This is a genomic window from Acinetobacter sp. LipI_15, from assembly GCF_058242865.1.
Genome location: NZ_JBZAYN010000001.1, coordinates 1,294,539 through 1,311,003 on the forward strand (window position 1 = coordinate 1,294,539; position 16,465 = coordinate 1,311,003).

Sequence of the window (16,465 nt, forward strand, 5' to 3'; positions counted from 1 at the left end):
AAAAATGACCTATTGTTGTGCATTACGGTTAAAAGATGGCATGGTATTTATCAGTGATACACGGACAAATGCAGGTGTTGACCATATTTCAGTTTTTCGCAAACTTTATTCCTTTGGTATTGTGGGTGAGCGATTTATTACCATCCAAACCTCTGGAAATTTAGCCACAACACAAGCGGTCATTGGGCATTTACAAAATCAGCTAGAGGTCAAACAAGAGCCGAATTTATATAGTGTAAATACGATGTTCGAAGTGGCTGAATTGGTCGGGCATACCTTAAAAAAAGTCATCTCAGATGTCACCTCAGATATTTTAGAACAAAGTAATTATTACTGTAGTTTATTGGTAGGCGGTCAAATTGGCAGTGCGGATATGCAGTTATATAACATCTATCCACAAGGCAACTTTATTTGTGCGACACCAGATACCCCATATTTTCAAATTGGCGAAAGCAAATATGGCAAGCCGATACTCGACCGAACTTTGCGTTACGATATGCCGCTCGATGAAGCAATGCGTTGTAGCTTAATTTCTTTTGATTCAACGATACGCTCAAATGTGTCAGTGGGTATGCCTTTAGATGCTTTGGTTTATAAAAAAGACAGTTTAGAAATACCAAATGGTAAGCGCATTTATGAAGAGGACCCATATTTCACCATGATCAGTAAAGGCTGGTCAGAAGCATTGCGTCAGGGTTTGATTGAATTGGCAAAACCAACAGCTGACTATTTTCAATAACCATTTGATCAACAAATCGATCAATTTAAAAAGTGAATAAAAAAAGCGAGATAAAAAAAAGCCCAGATTTGATCTGGGCTTTTTGATTTGGCGTAATTAAGCTAATTTACGTACAGGGCGCGCGCTCATACGGCATAATAATTCATAGCCAATGGTTCCGTTCGCTTCTGCAACGTCATCAACCAGACGATCTTTGCCCCAAAGCTCAACTTCAGTGCCTATCGGTGCATGCATACCGGTGATATCAATCGCAATCATATCCATGGCAACACGGCCAATCACACGCGTTTTCTGTCCATGGATGGATACATAGTTTTGTTTAGGGAAGGCACGTGGATAACCGTCACCATAACCAATCGACACAATCGCAAGATTCATTTCTTGTTCTGCAACGAAAGTCGATCCATAACCCACAGATTCACCAGCTTGAATGGTATTTAAAGCAATCACTTCAGCGGTAAAGGTCATCACCGGTTTAAGATCTAATGCTTCTACAGAACGGTCTGAGAAAGGTGTCGCGCCATATAGCATGATGCCTGGGCGAACAAAATCAAAATTCAGTTCTGGCCATTTGAAAATCGCAGCCGAGTTACAGCACGAACCCATGATTGGCGCACAAGCTTCTTTTACGTGTAAGAATTGTTCACGTTGTTGGTCATTTAAAGGATGATTTTCTGCGTCTGCATTGGCAAAGTGCATCGCCAGTACGCAAGTAAAACCTTCCGCCTTTAAAGCATTGATGACATCAATAATTTCAGGCACTTTAAAACCTAAACGGTTCATACCGCTGTTGAGTTTGACCCAAACTTTCAGACCTTGAGCAATATAGGCATCCTTATGTGCACGTAACCAATCTAGTTGTTGCTGATGATGCACCACACATTCAATTTTTTTATCGATGATAATTTGCATTTCATCATCTGAGAAAATGCCTTCAATTAAAGTAATGGGTTGTTCATAACCCAGTTCGCGAATTTCTAAGGCTTCTTCTAGGCAGGCAACACCGAAGGCATCACTGTCTTTTAAGGCTGCTAAGCAGTCTTTAACTCCATGTCCATAAGCATTGGCTTTCACCATGCTTACAATTTTAGCGGTTGGGGCAAGTTGTTTGACACGGTTTAAATTATATTGAAGTGCTTGTTGATCAATATAAACTGTAGCTTGGCGCACCCTAAATACTCCTACAGGGTCGATGAATTAATGGATGATAAAGAGTCTTTACTCTTCATCATCATACTGAGCATAAAACTCAGGGGAGAGGTTACTAAATTTGGTGTATTGACCTTCGAAGGCAAGACGCACAGTACCAATTGGACCGTTACGCTGTTTACCAATAATAATTTCTGCAGTACCTGCTTCTTTAGACTCTTTGTTATAAACCTCGTCGCGGTAAATAAACATGATCAAATCGGCATCCTGCTCGATTGCACCTGATTCACGTAAGTCGGACATCACTGGGCGTTTATTAGGACGGTTTTCCAGTGATCGGTTCAACTGTGACAGTGCAATTACTGGGCAGTGCATTTCTTTAGCCAGTGCTTTTAAGCTTCGGGAAATTTCTGAGATCTCGCCAACACGGTTATCGCCCATACCGGGTACTTTCATAAGCTGCAAGTAATCGACCATGATGCAGCCAAGTTTACCGCCGTGCATTTTGGCAATTCGGCGCGCGCGGGCACGTACTTCCGTTGGAGGTAGTGCAGACGAGTCATCGATATACAAATTCTTTTCTTGGAGATGCACAATGGTACTGGTTACTTTCGACCATTCATCTGCATCCATTTTACCTGCACGTAAATGCCCTTGGTGTACACGACCGAACGAGGATATCAAACGCATGGCAATCGAGTCAGCGGGCATCTCCATAGAGTAAACTAGAGCGGGCAGGTTGTTATTAAACAGCACACTTTCAACCAAGTTCATGGCAAAAGTAGTTTTACCCATCGATGGACGGGCCGCCACAATAATCAAATCGCCTGCTTGCATACCTGAGGTTTTATTATCAAGTTCAACAAATCCAGTGGTTAAACCCGTGATACTGCCTTCAGTTTGAGAAAGTTCATTCAACTTATCAAAAACACTAGCAACGACAGAGTTAATAGCTTTAGGGCCTTGTGCTTTGGCGTTATTGTTGTGTTGCTCGGCAATCGAGAAAATATTGGTTTCTGCCAGATCTAAAATTTCGCTAACCGTACGACCTTTGGTGTCATAGGCATTTTGTAAAATTTCTGAGCTGACTTTAATCATGCTGCGTAAAGTTGAAAACTCTTTAATTTTAGCAGCATAAGTTTCAAGGTTATAGAAACTTGAAGGTGAATCTGACATCAGTTGCATCAGATATTCTTCGCCACCTGCAGCATCGAGCAAGTTTTGTTTAATCAGCCAATCATTGACCAATACCGCATCATAAGGTGAGCTATCTTTTGACAGTTGATCGATTGCACGGAAAATATATTTATGACGGGTCGCATAAAAATCAGCTTCAGTCAGTACATCACCCACTTGCTCAAATGATTCTGCAACGGTCATCAGTGCGGCAAGCACAGCTTGTTCAATCGCTAGGTTATGGGGTGGGGTACGAAACTCTTTCAACGAACTTTGTTCTGTGGTTTTTGCTGTTGGCGTAGAGTTTGGCTTGCTGGCATTCGCCTGTGACATAAAAATCCCTGATGCTGAAACCATTTAATGTGATGGAAATGGGTGCTAATTACAGTTTTTTCAACTCTTCATTGAACTGAAATGATAGGCGTTTTCTACAGAAATGCGAACAAGTATTTCCGATTAATTCGTCATACATTGAATTGAATGAAGAGTTAAAAATATAAAAAAAGTTGGAGCACTATTTTTTACAGATAAAAAAAGAGCATGCGTAAGCATGCTCTTTTCTTTGCAAGAAATTACTCAGCTACGATAGTAACTAGAACTTCTGCAACAACATCATGATGCAGTTGGATTGCGATGTTGAATTCACCAGTGTTGCGAAGCGCACCATTTGGTAAACGAACTTCTGCGCGGTCTACAACAAGACCAGCATTAGTTAACGCGTCAGCGATGTCACGAGTACCGATAGAACCGAATAGTTTACCTTCGTCACCAGCTTTAGCAGTGATCACGATGTTAACTTCGTTCAATTGGTCAGCACGTGCTTGAGCAGCAGCTAATACTTCAGCTTCTTGTTTCTCAAGTTCAGCACGACGAGCTTCAAATGCAGCAGTGTTAGCTTCAGTAGCAGCAACTGCTTTACCTTGAGGGATAAGGAAGTTACGGCCGTAACCAGCTTTAACTGAAACTTTATCGCCTAATTTACCAAGGTTTTTAATGCGTTGTAATAAGATAATATCCACAGCTCAACCTCACTTATGATTGTCAGTGTAAGGGATCAAAGACAAGTAGCGAGCTTGTTTGATAGCAAGCGCTAATTGACGTTGGTAACGAGCTTTAGTACCTGTAATACGGCTAGGAACAATCTTGCCGTTTTCAGTGATGTACTGTTTTAAAGTGTCGATATCTTTGTAGTCGATGTACGTAACGTTCTCAGCTGTAAAGCGGCAGAACTTGCGACGACGGTAAAAACGTGCCATGTTATGTTCTCCTTATGCTTCAGCAGAGTCTTGAGCTTGTTGTGCTTCTTCACGTTGAGCTTTACGCGCACGTTTTTCTTCAGCACTCTTAGCCAATAGTGACTCTTCAGTGATAGCGTTTTCACGACGGATGATAAGGCTACGAATGATTGCATCGTTGTAACGGAACAATTCTTCTAGCTCATCAAGAGTAGTTTGACCACACTCAACATTCATAAGAATGTAGTGAGCTTTGTGGATCTTGTTGATTGGGTAAGCCAATTGACGACGACCCCAGTCTTCAAGACGGTGGATTTGACCTTCAGCTTCTTTGATGTGAGTTAGGTAACGTTCTACCATACCCACAACTTGATCGCTTTGGTCTGGATGTACCAATAGTACGATTTCGTAGTGACGCATTGTCAGCTCCTTACGGTTTAGGCAGCCCCAATCATTAATTGATTGAAGCAAGGAGTCACAACCAAAGTTGTGTCGCAATAATTGCGAAGCGTGAATTTTAGAGCGTTTAAGTTTGAAATACAAGGCATGGATTTAAAATGCTTGAGTTATTTATGGTTTAAGGCCGATTAGCGGTACGCAATAAAAACACCACATAACCTTTAAAATAAGGATCATTAATTAAATGTTGAGGTGCGTGCCAACGGCCATGTTGTACGAGGCCTATTTTATAGGGTAGTTTCAATTTTGAGACTTTATTCAGATAACTCGTGTAATTCTCGATCGTGGCACTACCACGATAAGTTTGAATGGCGATCTCATCAATATTGCGGCGCAATATACTGAGCGTTTGCTGATCTTGAACATTGGTCCAATCCATTAAACCAGTAATGCTTAAACGATATTTTTGAGGTAGTTGCTTTCGTATATTTTCAAGGAATAAGGCATATTGATGAATGTTTTTAGTTTTGGCGTCAAAATCGATTTGTAAGCCTTGGATCTGATTGCCGTTATTTTCCCAATGTTTAAGCCGCTGCAAAATTTGCTGAATATTGTTATTTGACCATTGTAAATGATGGCTACGGATTACAATCCAAATTTTCTGCTGTGGTTTATGGAGGACTTGAATACCTTGTGGGATAAACTCGGATTGCTTTAAAGGTTTATTCCAATTCATTTCACCTTGTAAAATATAAAGCTCTGAGGCTTGCTGTAAGTAGGGGCTACTAGAAATATTGCCCCAAATCCAAAAACTTGAATAATGTGCTGCATCAACACATTGCTGTAATTCGGTTTGAGCTTGTTGTGTATTTCCAGATTGGGCCGGTGTGCAAGCTGTACACAGAGCTATACTCAAGATAAGCAAAAGTCGAAATGTTCTTGACCACTTGATCACCTGCAAAATCATCATCAATTACCAATAATATTTTAGAGATTTAGCCCAGCTGGTTTCAGGATAGTCGCGTTTGATTTGATCAAACCATTGTTTTCGAACCGACTTATTTACATCTTTGTCTTGGCATTCATTATTGCCACTTGGCGCATAACATTGAATGGCACGGTACAGCGCATAAGCCGTTAATTCAGATTTTGTCCCTGTTTTAATAATGTTTTTATATACATCGCCACGGGCAAAATAAGTACCCTTGAAACTTTGCAGTGAATGATCAGGCAGGTAGTTGAGATTTAGTATGTTATAGGCTTGTGAACTACGCACATATTCACCTAAGCATAAATTAAGGCTCAGGTCTTTTGGGTTGACTTGCAATTGTTGGGTCAAAGTTGCCAAGTCAGGACATTTAATCGAATTGCTCACGCTTGCACCTTTCCATAAGAAATTTGCAAATGGTGGCTGATTGCGAAACTTCTCCGCAGTGTTTTGTTCAGTATTAAATTGAGCCGCGTTGCTTGGTAATTCACGGTACGCTTGGTTAAATAAATCAAAGTTTTGATAAGCCAATGACTTATTTAGTAGGGTATAAAGCGCAACATTTTTTTGATCTTGTGTGGCCACGTTATTTTTGACTACAGACATTAAACTTTGTTCATTCGCTGCATCGACTAAATATTGTTGCTGTAGATAAGCTTGCTTGATTTTGGCTGAAGAACCAATAAATTGTGCAGTATTTTGCTGTTGAGCATAGTAGCGATAGAGCATAAGTTCAGCCAATCCACGTTGTTCGGCGGTTTTGCTGATGGAAAGTAGGTTTTCCCAATATTGTTGAGTGGCCTGATTTCGCCCACTAGCTTCCAGAATACGGCCTTTAAGTAGTAACTGACTCAACTGTAGATAACTGTTGATGCTGCTCGGTACTTGTTGTGGCAGATATTTGAGTGCTTCTTGTGCTTTGTTTTGCACATTAAATAAGTGATTTGCCTGCAAATACTGAAACAGTTCTGGTGAATCTTTAAAATATTTTTTCTGTGCGTTTAACTCAGCCCATGAAATGACCACATCATCGGCCATTTCTTTTTTGCGCATATGCATAAGGTCATAAATGCTAAGAAAAAATGGATCTTTCAAATTTTTGACATTGAGTCTATTACTTTGAAAAACATGTCGATCTAATTCATAAGGTAGATTTGGCAATTCTAAATTATAGACGCTGGATGTTGGATGATTGATTTGCCAAACATATTCATTGATCAGTAAATCGTGTTTACCGCTGAGCCAAAAACCACGTCTTAATAAACCGCGTGCGCTTGCAGCATATTGACCCTGCGGATAGAGCTTAAAGTACTGAGTAATGTTATTAAAAAAAGTGGTTAATAAGTTTTGATTGAGTTTGTCATGTACTAAATCACCATATTCACCAACACCACTTTGATAGGCTTCATTTAAGGTGCTACGAATAAGCATATATTGAGAAGTTTCTTTTAACCACGTTTGATCAACATTGGTTAGTACTGAATAAATCTTAGTCGCTGTGGAAAAGTTAGCATTATAAAAAGAGATCGTTGCATTTAAATAGGATACATATTGACGTGCAGCGGCAGACCAATTGGGATTCACGCTCAGTAAAGCTAATGTGTTTTCACAGTTATTAATTTTTTCACGCTCGTGGATCAACATGTCTTTTTCACTGCTTGAAAGCTTAGTGTCGGTTTTGACTTGTTGAATAAACGCGTGCGCACCATTTTGCAGGCTATTGCAATGCTCGTTATAGCTTAAATCTGGTGCTTTTAGAGGTTTGCGTGCATTTGGCAATTTATTGTGGCTATTCACTAAAAGACTGGAAACTTCAAAAGGGACTTTGCTATAGCTAGTTGTCCATAAAGTGGATTTTTCTTCTTGAATATTAAATTTGGCAATGCCTAAATCGCTAAGCAACAGCAGCATATTGGTTTGATTGTCATTTGCCGGCGTGAGCGCAGGCAATTCATTGCATGCAGTATAGGCATTGGTCTGAATTTCTGTCGAAGGTTCACAATAGACATCCATACCTGCATGACTGTGTGCACTAAAGAAAATGCCAAAAGGAATAAATGATGTGAAAAGAGCAGAGCGAAGAATTTTTTGTTGAGAAGACATAAGGCACAGTTATTTATAATTGTAGGTGCAATGATATCAAGTGGGGAAAGTTGATTGAAGATGCCTAGAAATAAAAAAGATAGAGTAAAACTCTATCTTCTTTAAAAAAATACAATTGGCTTTAGAGGGGCAGTGGAGGTAAAACTAAAAATTAAACTAATCACTGTGATCAATTTGACCGAAAACATGAAATATTGTTTTGCCCAAACTTGATCATCTTCAGCTTTGAATCCTTGAATGGTTAAATAAATCCAATACAGACTTAAGGCATTCAGGACAATCATATAAATCCAATTGGCATAACCATAAAAGTATAAACCGTTCATGGTAATGCAGAACAAAATCACGTAAACCAAAGATTCAACCTTGGTTCGATGAATTGAACGTGCTACAGGTAAAATTGGAATTCCTGCATTTTTGTAGTCATCAAATCGGTAAACTGCAATTCCCCAAGAATGAGGCATTTGCCAAAATGCATAACCAATAAAAATCAGTAATGCACCTAAATCAAACTGGTTTGCAACTGCCGTATACCCGATTACAGGTGGCGCTGCGCCAGAAAGACTGCCGATAATGGTTTGATGGATTGTTGTTCGTTTTGTCCATAAGCTGTAAAAACCAACGTATACGACAAAACCAATAACAGCAAAAAGAAAAGCGTAAGCATTTACCCAGAACCATAAAATGCTAAAACCAATTACACCTAAAACTAAAGCAAAAACTAAAGCAACAGGAATCGAGATTGATTTTTTAACCATCGCACGATTTTGTGTGCGTTGCATTTTTGAGTCGATGTCTTGGTCAATAACGTTATTGACAACACATCCAGAAGCGACCACAAAGAGGGTGCCTAAGAGGGTAAGAAGCAACAGAAGGAAATCTACAGAACCTTGGGCAGCTACAAAGTAGCCACCCAAAGCGGTAACAAAGTTACCAAAGAGAATTCCTGGTTTAGTCAGGAATAAATACTTTTTCAGCATGACGACCAGTTTAGATCATCATGTTGAAGTGAAGGTAGTTCATAATCCACACAGAACCTACTAAAAGGATAGCAATTGTGAGGATTGTATAAACAAATGCAATCACGTTCCAGCGTTGCTCTGAAGAAGAGTTCATATGCAGGAAGTAAACTAACTGAATAAGAACCTGAGCAACCGCAGTAATCGCGATTACGGCAACCAATAGACCGCGGCTAAAACCACCTGCCATTACCATACCGAATGGAATTACGGTAAGTAGAACAGAAAGGATAAAACCGATTGTATATTGTTTAACGTTACCGTGAGCTGCACCAGCAGAGTTATGATCGTGACTCATTAGATAACTCCCATCAAGTAAACAACGCTGAATACGCAGATCCAAACGATGTCAAGGAAGTGCCAGAACAAGCTTAGGCAAGCAAGACGACGAGTGTTTGGAAGTGTCAAACCATATTTCTTGATTTGGAACATCAACACAAGCATCCATACCAAACCAGAAGTTACGTGAATACCGTGCGTACCAACTAAAGTAAAGAACGCAGATAAGAACGCACTTGTGCTTGGGCCATGACCAGCATGAACTAAATGATTGAACTCATAAAGTTCCATGCCAATGAAGGCTGCACCAAATACCCAAGTAACTGCTAACCAAGTTAAAACTTGACCAACATTTTTCTTGTATGCTGCAAGAACAGCAAAACCAAAAGTTACAGAAGAGATAAGAAGGGCGAAAGTTTCAGTTAAAACGAAACCTAAAGATTCACCAAACAGCTCTTGTGCACTTGGCGTACCCACTGGAACGTGGCTACTTAATACAGCGAACGCGATGAAGAGTGTCCCGAAAAGAACCAAGTCACTCATCAAGTAAGTCCAGAAACCAAAGACAGTGATGTCAGTATCATCGTGATGATGATGTTCGTCATGTCCGTGGTTGTCGTGATGAAGTACTTCAGCCATTGTCTTAGTCCTTCTTCAAATGTTTTTCAAGAAGCGCGTAGCGTTCATTTTCAATACGTTCAACTTCTGCAGCTGGAACATAGTAGTCAACTTTCTTAGTGAAAGAAGAAACGATGAAGCTGATAATTGAAGCAATGAAAGTTACAACGACTAACCACCAAATATGCCAGATTAATGCGAAGCCCATAACTGTAATAAACATTGCAATTACGAAACCAGCCGCACGGTTTGTTGGCATGTGGATGTCTTCATAGGTAGTTGGTTTAGCGTATGCAACACCATTTTCTTTGTCAGTCCAGAAAGTATCAATACCATTGATCTTTGGAAGATAAGCAAAGTTATAGAATGGTGAAGGAGATGAAGTAGCCCACTCAAGAGTACGACCATCCCAGATATCGCCAGTAACGTCCATGTTGTCTTTGCGTTGAAGGAAACCAACAACGATTTGCATAACAAAACAGAAGATACCGATAGCAACCAATACAGAACCAAATAAAGCGATCGCTAAGTACGGATCCCATTCAGGGTTGTCATATGTATTCAAACGACGAGTCATACCCATGAAACCAAGGATATAAAGTGGCATGAATGCAAAGTAGAAACCGAAGAACCAGAACCAGAACGCTGCTTTACCCCAAGTTTCATTCAGTTTCCAACCAAACATTTTTGGCCAGTAGAAAATGATACCCGCGAACATCGCGAACACTACACCACCAATAATTACGTTATGGAAGTGAGCGATAAGGAATAAAGAGTTGTGTACTAAGAAGTCCGCTGGTGGAACTGCCATTAATACGCCTGTTAAACCACCAATACCGAAAGTCACAAGGAAGCCAAGTGTCCAAAGCATTGGAGTTGTATAGGTGATGCGGCCCTTGTACATGGTGAATAACCAAGAGAAGATTTTCACACCAGTAGGGATCGCAATGATCATGGTCATGATACCGAAGAACGCGTTAACGTTGGCACCAGCACCCATTGTAAAGAAGTGGTGAACCCATACAACTAGTGAAAGAACACCAATTGCTACAGTTGCGTACACCATTGATTTGTAGCCGAACAACGCTTTGCGTGAGAACACAGCAGTAACTTCTGAGTAAATACCAAAAGCAGGTAATACCAAGATGTAAACTTCTGGGTGACCCCAAGTCCAAATCAAGTTTACATACAACATTGGGCTACCACCCATGTCATTTGTAAAGAAATGGAAGCCGAAGTAACGGTCAAGTGAAAGCATTGCAATAGTCGCAGTCAAAACTGGGAATGTTGCAACGATAAGCACTACAGTAACTAATGCAGTCCAAGTGAAAATAGGCATGTCCATAAGTTTCATGCCAGGCGCACGCATTTTAATGATGGTAACGAAGAAGTTAACACCAGTAAGAAGCGTACCTAGACCAGAAACCTGAAGTGCCCAGATATAGTAGTCTACACCTACACCTGGAGAGTATTCGATGCCAGAAAGTGGAGGGTAAGCCATCCAACCTGTTGCAGCGAATTCACCAATTGCAAGAGAAGCCATCATTAAGCCCGCTGCGCCGGCGAATAACCAGAAGCTAAGAGAGTTTAATAATGGGAATGCTACGTCACGTGCACCAATTTGAAGTGGTACAGCAACGTTCATTAAACCAACAACTAGACCCATTGCTACGAAGAAGATCATGATTACGCCATGGGCAGTAAAGATCTGGTCATAGTGTTCTGGGTGTAAGTAACCTTCACCGCCACCTTTTGCAAGGAACAGTTGAAGACGCATCATAATCGCATCGGCAAAACCACGCACAAGCATGACAATTGACACGAGGATATACATGATACCAATTTTTTTATGGTCTACAGATGTGAACCATTCGTTCCACAAGTAGCCCCATTTTTTAAAGTAGGTGATACCAGCAACAATTGCGATACCGCCAAGGATCATCATTGCAACAGTAACCAACACGATTGGATCGTGTGGAATTGCATCTGGTCCTAACTTACCTAATAAGCTCATGTCTTATTCCCCTGCAACAGTCGCATGTTCAACGCCTGCATGAGCTTCAGAAGCAGCAGCTTCGTGTCCAACAGTAGCTGTATGATCAGCACCGTGGTAGTTACTCATGTATTTATTGATCACTGATTCGAACAATTTAGGTTCTACTGAAGAGTAATAAGTCACTGGATGTGGCTTAGTAGGGTAAGGCTTCATTGCTTCAGCTTTAGCCTTTTCTTCAGGAGTAGTTGCTCTAGCAACTAAAGCTTCGATCTGATGTTTAGAGCGGTCGCCGTCTTTAAGAGTTTGGAATTCAGCTTGGTCTAAAACAGTTTTTTGAACTGCTTGTGGATTCACTGAAGTACCATTACCAGCTTTAACAGCAGAAACCCATTCAGCAAACTGAGCATCAGTCACAGCATGTGCACGGAAGCGCATTTGTGAGAAACCGTAACCTGAGTAGTTAGATGAGAAACCACGGAAGCCTTCAGCAGGACTAAGTTCGTCAGCTAAAAGGTTCAGGTGAGTTTGCATACCCGCCATTGCATAAATCTGACCACCTAACGCAGGGATGAAGAATGAGTTCATCGTAAAGTTAGATGTAATACGAAGCGATACCGGAGTTTTCTCTGGGAAACGCATTTCGTTTACAGTCGCGATGCCTTGTTCCGGGTAGATAAAGATCCATTTAAATTGTTCAGCAATAACTTGAACTGTTAATGGTGCTTTTTCTGATTTTAATGGTTTGTATGGATCGTACTCGTGTGAGCCCCACCATGTTAATGCCGCTAAAATACCAATAATAATGACAGGAATACCCCAAACTACAACTTCAATTGCAGTCGAGTGTGCCCAAGTAGGTTTATAGTCTGCATCTTTATTTGACGCGCGATATTTCCAACCAAACCATAACGCCATAAGTGCTGATGGAATAACGACCAACAACATTAGGTAGATCGCAGTAAGCATGAGGTTTGATTGACCTTCAGCAACTGGACCTTTTGAGTTTAGAAGTACCATATCACCACCACACCCAGTTAAGAGTGCAGCGATCGCAGATAAAGACAATACAGCTAAAATTGTTTGTCTCATTTTACAACCTCGGTGAAGAGTCCCATTCCCTAAATTTAAAATTTGGGATAGCGAATAAAGTGTCGCATGATTGTGATTTTTTCAGACATGAAAAAACAGTCACAATGATGCGACACCGCTACGTTGTAGGGCATTATGCCTGATATCGGCAAACTAAGCTATACATAAAGATGCTTTAAATGACTGTATTAAAACCCTATTTTGCTAGTCGGGATTGTATTTTTTTTATCTAAATTTTATTTTAATTTCAATATAATGCACAAAAAAGGGATGAAAAAATCATCCCTGAATAAAAGTGAAAATTATTGGTTTATTACCTTGGTTTTTGCCAATTTGTCATGCAAGGTTTGACGCTTCTTGCCGAAAATGAAAACGGAATCGATGATTACGCTTAATGGCATTGATAAAAAGTTCAGGAAAATAAATAAAACACTGCGTAAAGTGAAGCCACGCATGAGGTTTACAGGTTGACTGGTTTCGGCATCTACAATTTTAATCTTGGTGATTTTTTTACCAATGCTTTGACCTGATTTAGCAATCAAATATGCTTGAATGAAAAGCATAATGAAGAGATACGCAAACATTGCAATCCAAGCTTGGTTGGGAAACATTTCAACCATTTGTGTTTGTAGTGCTTGTAAAACATTGGGGTCAGCATTTGGGGTCATCACAGCTTGCATAAACTGTTCATTTAGATTGGCAAATTGTGTCTTTTCACTTGGATTAAAAAATGCCGTTAAGATAAAAGTTGCTGGTATCCAAAGCAGTAAATCGACGATTTTCGCCAAAACACGTTTAGGAATACTAGCTAGGCTAGTTTGCTCTTGTACCGCTTGAGGCTGTGCATAGGTATTTGATGGCGTAGTTGCAGTTTGATTTGATTCGAATGCTGTTGGTGCAGTATATCCTGCAGGCATATAAACCAACTGACCTTGAGTGAGTTCACCCAAAGCTTTCCATTCGGTCATACCTTGGTGCCAAACCAAGTCCGTGAGTAACACTTGTTGGCTCGCGAGCATTTGGTTAAGTTGTTCTAAGGTGTAGGGACCAGCTTGTTGGTTATTTCGTGCCAAGTAAATCTGCATAAAACTAAAATCTCAAAAAACGTCTGTAAAAGTATAAATAAAAAAAAAGACCCACATGTGGGTCTTTTTTTAACACAGTTTATTAAGCTTGTTGAGCTTTTTCTTCAGAAAGGAAGAACCATGTGTCTAATACTGAGTCTGGGTTAAGCGAAACAGACTCGATGCCTTGTTCCATTAACCATTTAGCTAGGTCAGGGTGGTCTGAAGGACCTTGACCACAAATACCTACGTATTTGCCAGCTTTACGACAAGCATGAATTGCCATAGAAAGAAGTGCTTTAACGGCTGGATCGCGTTCATCAAATAGGTGAGAAACGATACCAGAGTCACGGTCTAGACCGAGTGTTAACTGAGTTAAGTCGTTAGAACCGATAGAGAAACCGTCGAAGTGTTCAAGGAACTGTTCAGCCAACAAAGCGTTAGTTGGAAGTTCACACATCATGATCACTTTAAGACCATTTTCACCACGTTTAAGACCGTTAAGCGCTAACAATTCAATAACACGTTTCGCTTCAGCAACAGTACGTACGAAAGGAATCATGATTTGAATGTTAGTTAAGCCCATTTCATCACGTGCTTTTTTCAGTGCGCGGCATTCAAGTTCGAAGCAGTCACGGAAGTTGTCAGACACATAACGGCTTGCACCACGGAAGCCAAGCATTGGGTTTTCTTCTTCAGGTTCGTATAACTTACCACCGATTAAGTTTGCGTATTCGTTTGACTTAAAGTCAGACATACGAACAATCACTGGTTTGTCAGCAAACGCTGCAGCAAGAGTAGAAATACCTTCAACTAGTTTTTCAACATAGAATTCGATAGGGGATGCATAACCCGCAGTACGTGACATTACAGCAGCACGAGTTTCACGTGGTAAGCTGTCAATGTTAAGCAATGCTTTAGGGTGTACACCGATCATACGGTTGATGATGAACTCAAGACGAGCAAGACCAACACCTTCGTTAGGAATTTGAGCAAAGTCAAATGCGCGGTCAGGGTTACCTACGTTCATCATGATTTTGAACGGAAGTTTAGGCATAGATTCGATAGAGTTGCGTTGGATTTCAAAGTCCAAAGAACCTTCGTAAATAAAGCCTGTGTCACCTTCAGCGCAAGACACAGTCACTTCTTGACCGTCAGTCAATACTTCAGTTGCATTACCACAACCTACGATTGCAGGAACACCAAGTTCACGTGCAATAATCGCAGCGTGACAAGTACGACCACCACGGTTAGTGACAATCGCAGCAGCACGTTTCATTACTGGTTCCCAATCTGGGTCAGTCATGTCAGATACAAGTACGTCGCCGTCTTGAACTTTGTCCATTTCTTTGATTGAAGTCACGATACGCACGCGACCAGAACCAATACGTTGACCGATTGAACGACCTTCACAAATCACATTACCTTTTTGTTTAAGAAGGTAGCGTTCCATTGTGCCTACATTTTGACGGCTCTTCACAGTTTCAGGACGTGCTTGAACGATATAGATTTGGCCATCATCGCCATCTTTCGCCCATTCGATGTCCATTGCTGAACCGTAATGGTTTTCAATGATCAATGCTTGTTTAGCAAGTTCTTGAAGTTCGTGGTCATTTAAAGCGAATTGTTGACGATCTGCTTTTTCAACGTCTACAACAACCACTGATTTACCCGCAGCACCTTCTTCACCATAAATCATTTTTTGGTGTTTAGAACCAAGGTTACGACGTAATACAGCGTGTTTTCCTGCATTTAGAAGTGGTTTAGATACATAGAATTCGTCAGGGTTAACTGCACCTTGTACAACCATTTCACCCAAGCCATAAGATGCTGTGATGAAAACTGCGTCACGGAAACCAGATTCTGTATCAAGTGTAAACATTACACCAGCAGCACCTGTTTCAGAGCGAACCATGCGTTGAACACCAGCAGATAACGCAACGACGTCATGTGCGAAGTTTTGGTGTACACGGTAAGAAATTGCGCGGTCGTTATAAAGTGAAGCAAATACTTCTTTAATCGCAACAAGGATGTTATCGATACCACGGATGTTCAAGAAAGTTTCTTGTTGGCCTGCAAATGAAGCGTCTGGTAAGTCTTCTGCAGTTGCAGATGAACGAACGGCAACCGCGATTTCAGGGTTGCCGTTTGAAAGAGCTGTGAAAGCTTCACGAATTTCTTTTTCAAGTTCAGCAGTCAGCGGAGTGTCTACAATCCATTGACGGATTTTCGCACCAGTTTCAGCAAGTGCATTTACATCGTCAACATTGAGTGCAGCAAGTTCAGCGTTAATTTTAGCGTTCAGGCCACTTTGCTCGAGGAATTCACGATATGCTTGAGCTGTAGTAGCAAAACCACCAGGAACAGATACACCAGCATTTGCGAGATGGCTGATCATTTCACCTAATGATGAGTTTTTACCGCCCACGAGTTCTACGTCGTGTTTCCCTAATTTTTCTAGACCAATTACGCGCGCTTCCAAAGTTGTTACTCCACTTTTGCAGTATTAATCACTATCTTGGCATGAAATTATAACAAATTACTTAGCATTCTAAATTTACTAAGTGACAGTCATGTAAGATGGTTTACTATAATGATTATATAGCACTAA

At 40.6% G+C, this 16,465-nt stretch carries 15 protein-coding genes; 1 reads left to right on the forward strand and 14 read right to left on the reverse strand.

All coding sequences use genetic code 11. The annotated features are described in order from the left end of the window. Nucleotides 1-4 precede the first annotated feature (4 nt). Complete coding sequence (locus tag AC4CU0_RS06235; protein WP_168377741.1) at nucleotides 5-739, forward strand: proteasome-type protease; 735 nt, start codon at nucleotides 5-7, stop codon at nucleotides 737-739. A 96-nt stretch (nucleotides 740-835) separates the two neighbouring features. On the opposite strand, the gene alr is transcribed toward AC4CU0_RS06235, so the two are convergent. From alr to ppsA, 14 genes are all read right to left on the reverse strand, one after another. Further along, nucleotides 836-1,909, reverse strand: coding sequence for an alanine racemase (gene alr, locus AC4CU0_RS06240; protein WP_180073997.1), 1,074 nt, complete (start codon nucleotides 1,907-1,909; stop codon nucleotides 836-838). 48 nt (nucleotides 1,910-1,957) lie between these two features. Continuing rightward, nucleotides 1,958-3,397 (reverse strand): replicative DNA helicase, encoded by a 1,440-nt coding sequence (gene dnaB / locus AC4CU0_RS06245; protein WP_078188586.1) that lies wholly within the window; start codon nucleotides 3,395-3,397, stop codon nucleotides 1,958-1,960. Between the two features lie 239 nt (nucleotides 3,398-3,636). Further along, on the reverse strand, nucleotides 3,637-4,083 hold the full coding sequence (gene rplI / locus AC4CU0_RS06250; RefSeq protein WP_078188585.1) for a 50S ribosomal protein L9: 447 nt from the start codon (nucleotides 4,081-4,083) through the stop codon (nucleotides 3,637-3,639). Between the two features lie 9 nt (nucleotides 4,084-4,092). Next, the gene (rpsR, locus tag AC4CU0_RS06255) at nucleotides 4,093-4,320 is read right to left on the reverse strand and encodes a 30S ribosomal protein S18 (RefSeq protein ID WP_004278792.1); all 228 of its coding nucleotides are present in this window, start codon (nucleotides 4,318-4,320) and stop codon (nucleotides 4,093-4,095) included. Between the two features lie 12 nt (nucleotides 4,321-4,332). Then, a complete protein-coding gene (gene rpsF / locus AC4CU0_RS06260) occupies nucleotides 4,333-4,719 on the reverse strand; it encodes a 30S ribosomal protein S6 (protein ID WP_004696436.1) in 387 nt (128 codons plus the stop codon). Nucleotides 4,720-4,876: 157 nt separating this feature from the next. Then, complete coding sequence (locus tag AC4CU0_RS06265; RefSeq protein ID WP_180007955.1) at nucleotides 4,877-5,665, reverse strand: DUF3142 domain-containing protein; 789 nt, start codon at nucleotides 5,663-5,665, stop codon at nucleotides 4,877-4,879. A 6-nt stretch (nucleotides 5,666-5,671) separates the two neighbouring features. Further along, nucleotides 5,672-7,789: a PA5441 family protein gene (locus tag AC4CU0_RS06270; RefSeq protein ID WP_490742718.1), complete on the reverse strand. Its 2,118-nt coding sequence runs from the start codon at nucleotides 7,787-7,789 to the stop codon at nucleotides 5,672-5,674. 101 nt (nucleotides 7,790-7,890) lie between these two features. Next, nucleotides 7,891-8,769, reverse strand: coding sequence for a heme o synthase (cyoE, locus tag AC4CU0_RS06275; RefSeq protein WP_078188583.1), 879 nt, complete (start codon nucleotides 8,767-8,769; stop codon nucleotides 7,891-7,893). Nucleotides 8,770-8,779: 10 nt separating this feature from the next. Next, complete coding sequence (locus tag AC4CU0_RS06280; protein ID WP_078188582.1) at nucleotides 8,780-9,106, reverse strand: cytochrome o ubiquinol oxidase subunit IV; 327 nt, start codon at nucleotides 9,104-9,106, stop codon at nucleotides 8,780-8,782. Further along, nucleotides 9,106-9,726 (reverse strand): cytochrome o ubiquinol oxidase subunit III, encoded by a 621-nt coding sequence (gene cyoC, locus AC4CU0_RS06285; RefSeq protein WP_078188581.1) that lies wholly within the window; start codon nucleotides 9,724-9,726, stop codon nucleotides 9,106-9,108. The genes AC4CU0_RS06280 and cyoC overlap by 1 nt, the downstream gene beginning before the upstream one ends. 4 nt (nucleotides 9,727-9,730) lie before the next feature. After that, nucleotides 9,731-11,719 (reverse strand): cytochrome o ubiquinol oxidase subunit I, encoded by a 1,989-nt coding sequence (gene cyoB / locus AC4CU0_RS06290; RefSeq protein ID WP_078193968.1) that lies wholly within the window; start codon nucleotides 11,717-11,719, stop codon nucleotides 9,731-9,733. Between the two features lie 3 nt (nucleotides 11,720-11,722). Continuing rightward, nucleotides 11,723-12,790, reverse strand: coding sequence for a ubiquinol oxidase subunit II (gene cyoA, locus AC4CU0_RS06295; protein WP_490742719.1), 1,068 nt, complete (start codon nucleotides 12,788-12,790; stop codon nucleotides 11,723-11,725). Between the two features lie 302 nt (nucleotides 12,791-13,092). Next, nucleotides 13,093-13,875, reverse strand: a complete 783-nt coding sequence (locus tag AC4CU0_RS06300; RefSeq protein ID WP_180145314.1) for an RDD family protein — start codon at nucleotides 13,873-13,875, stop codon at nucleotides 13,093-13,095. A gap of 82 nt (nucleotides 13,876-13,957) precedes the next feature. Then, the gene (gene ppsA / locus AC4CU0_RS06305) at nucleotides 13,958-16,336 is read right to left on the reverse strand and encodes a phosphoenolpyruvate synthase (protein ID WP_078188577.1); all 2,379 of its coding nucleotides are present in this window, start codon (nucleotides 16,334-16,336) and stop codon (nucleotides 13,958-13,960) included. Nucleotides 16,337-16,465: the final 129 nt, after the last annotated feature.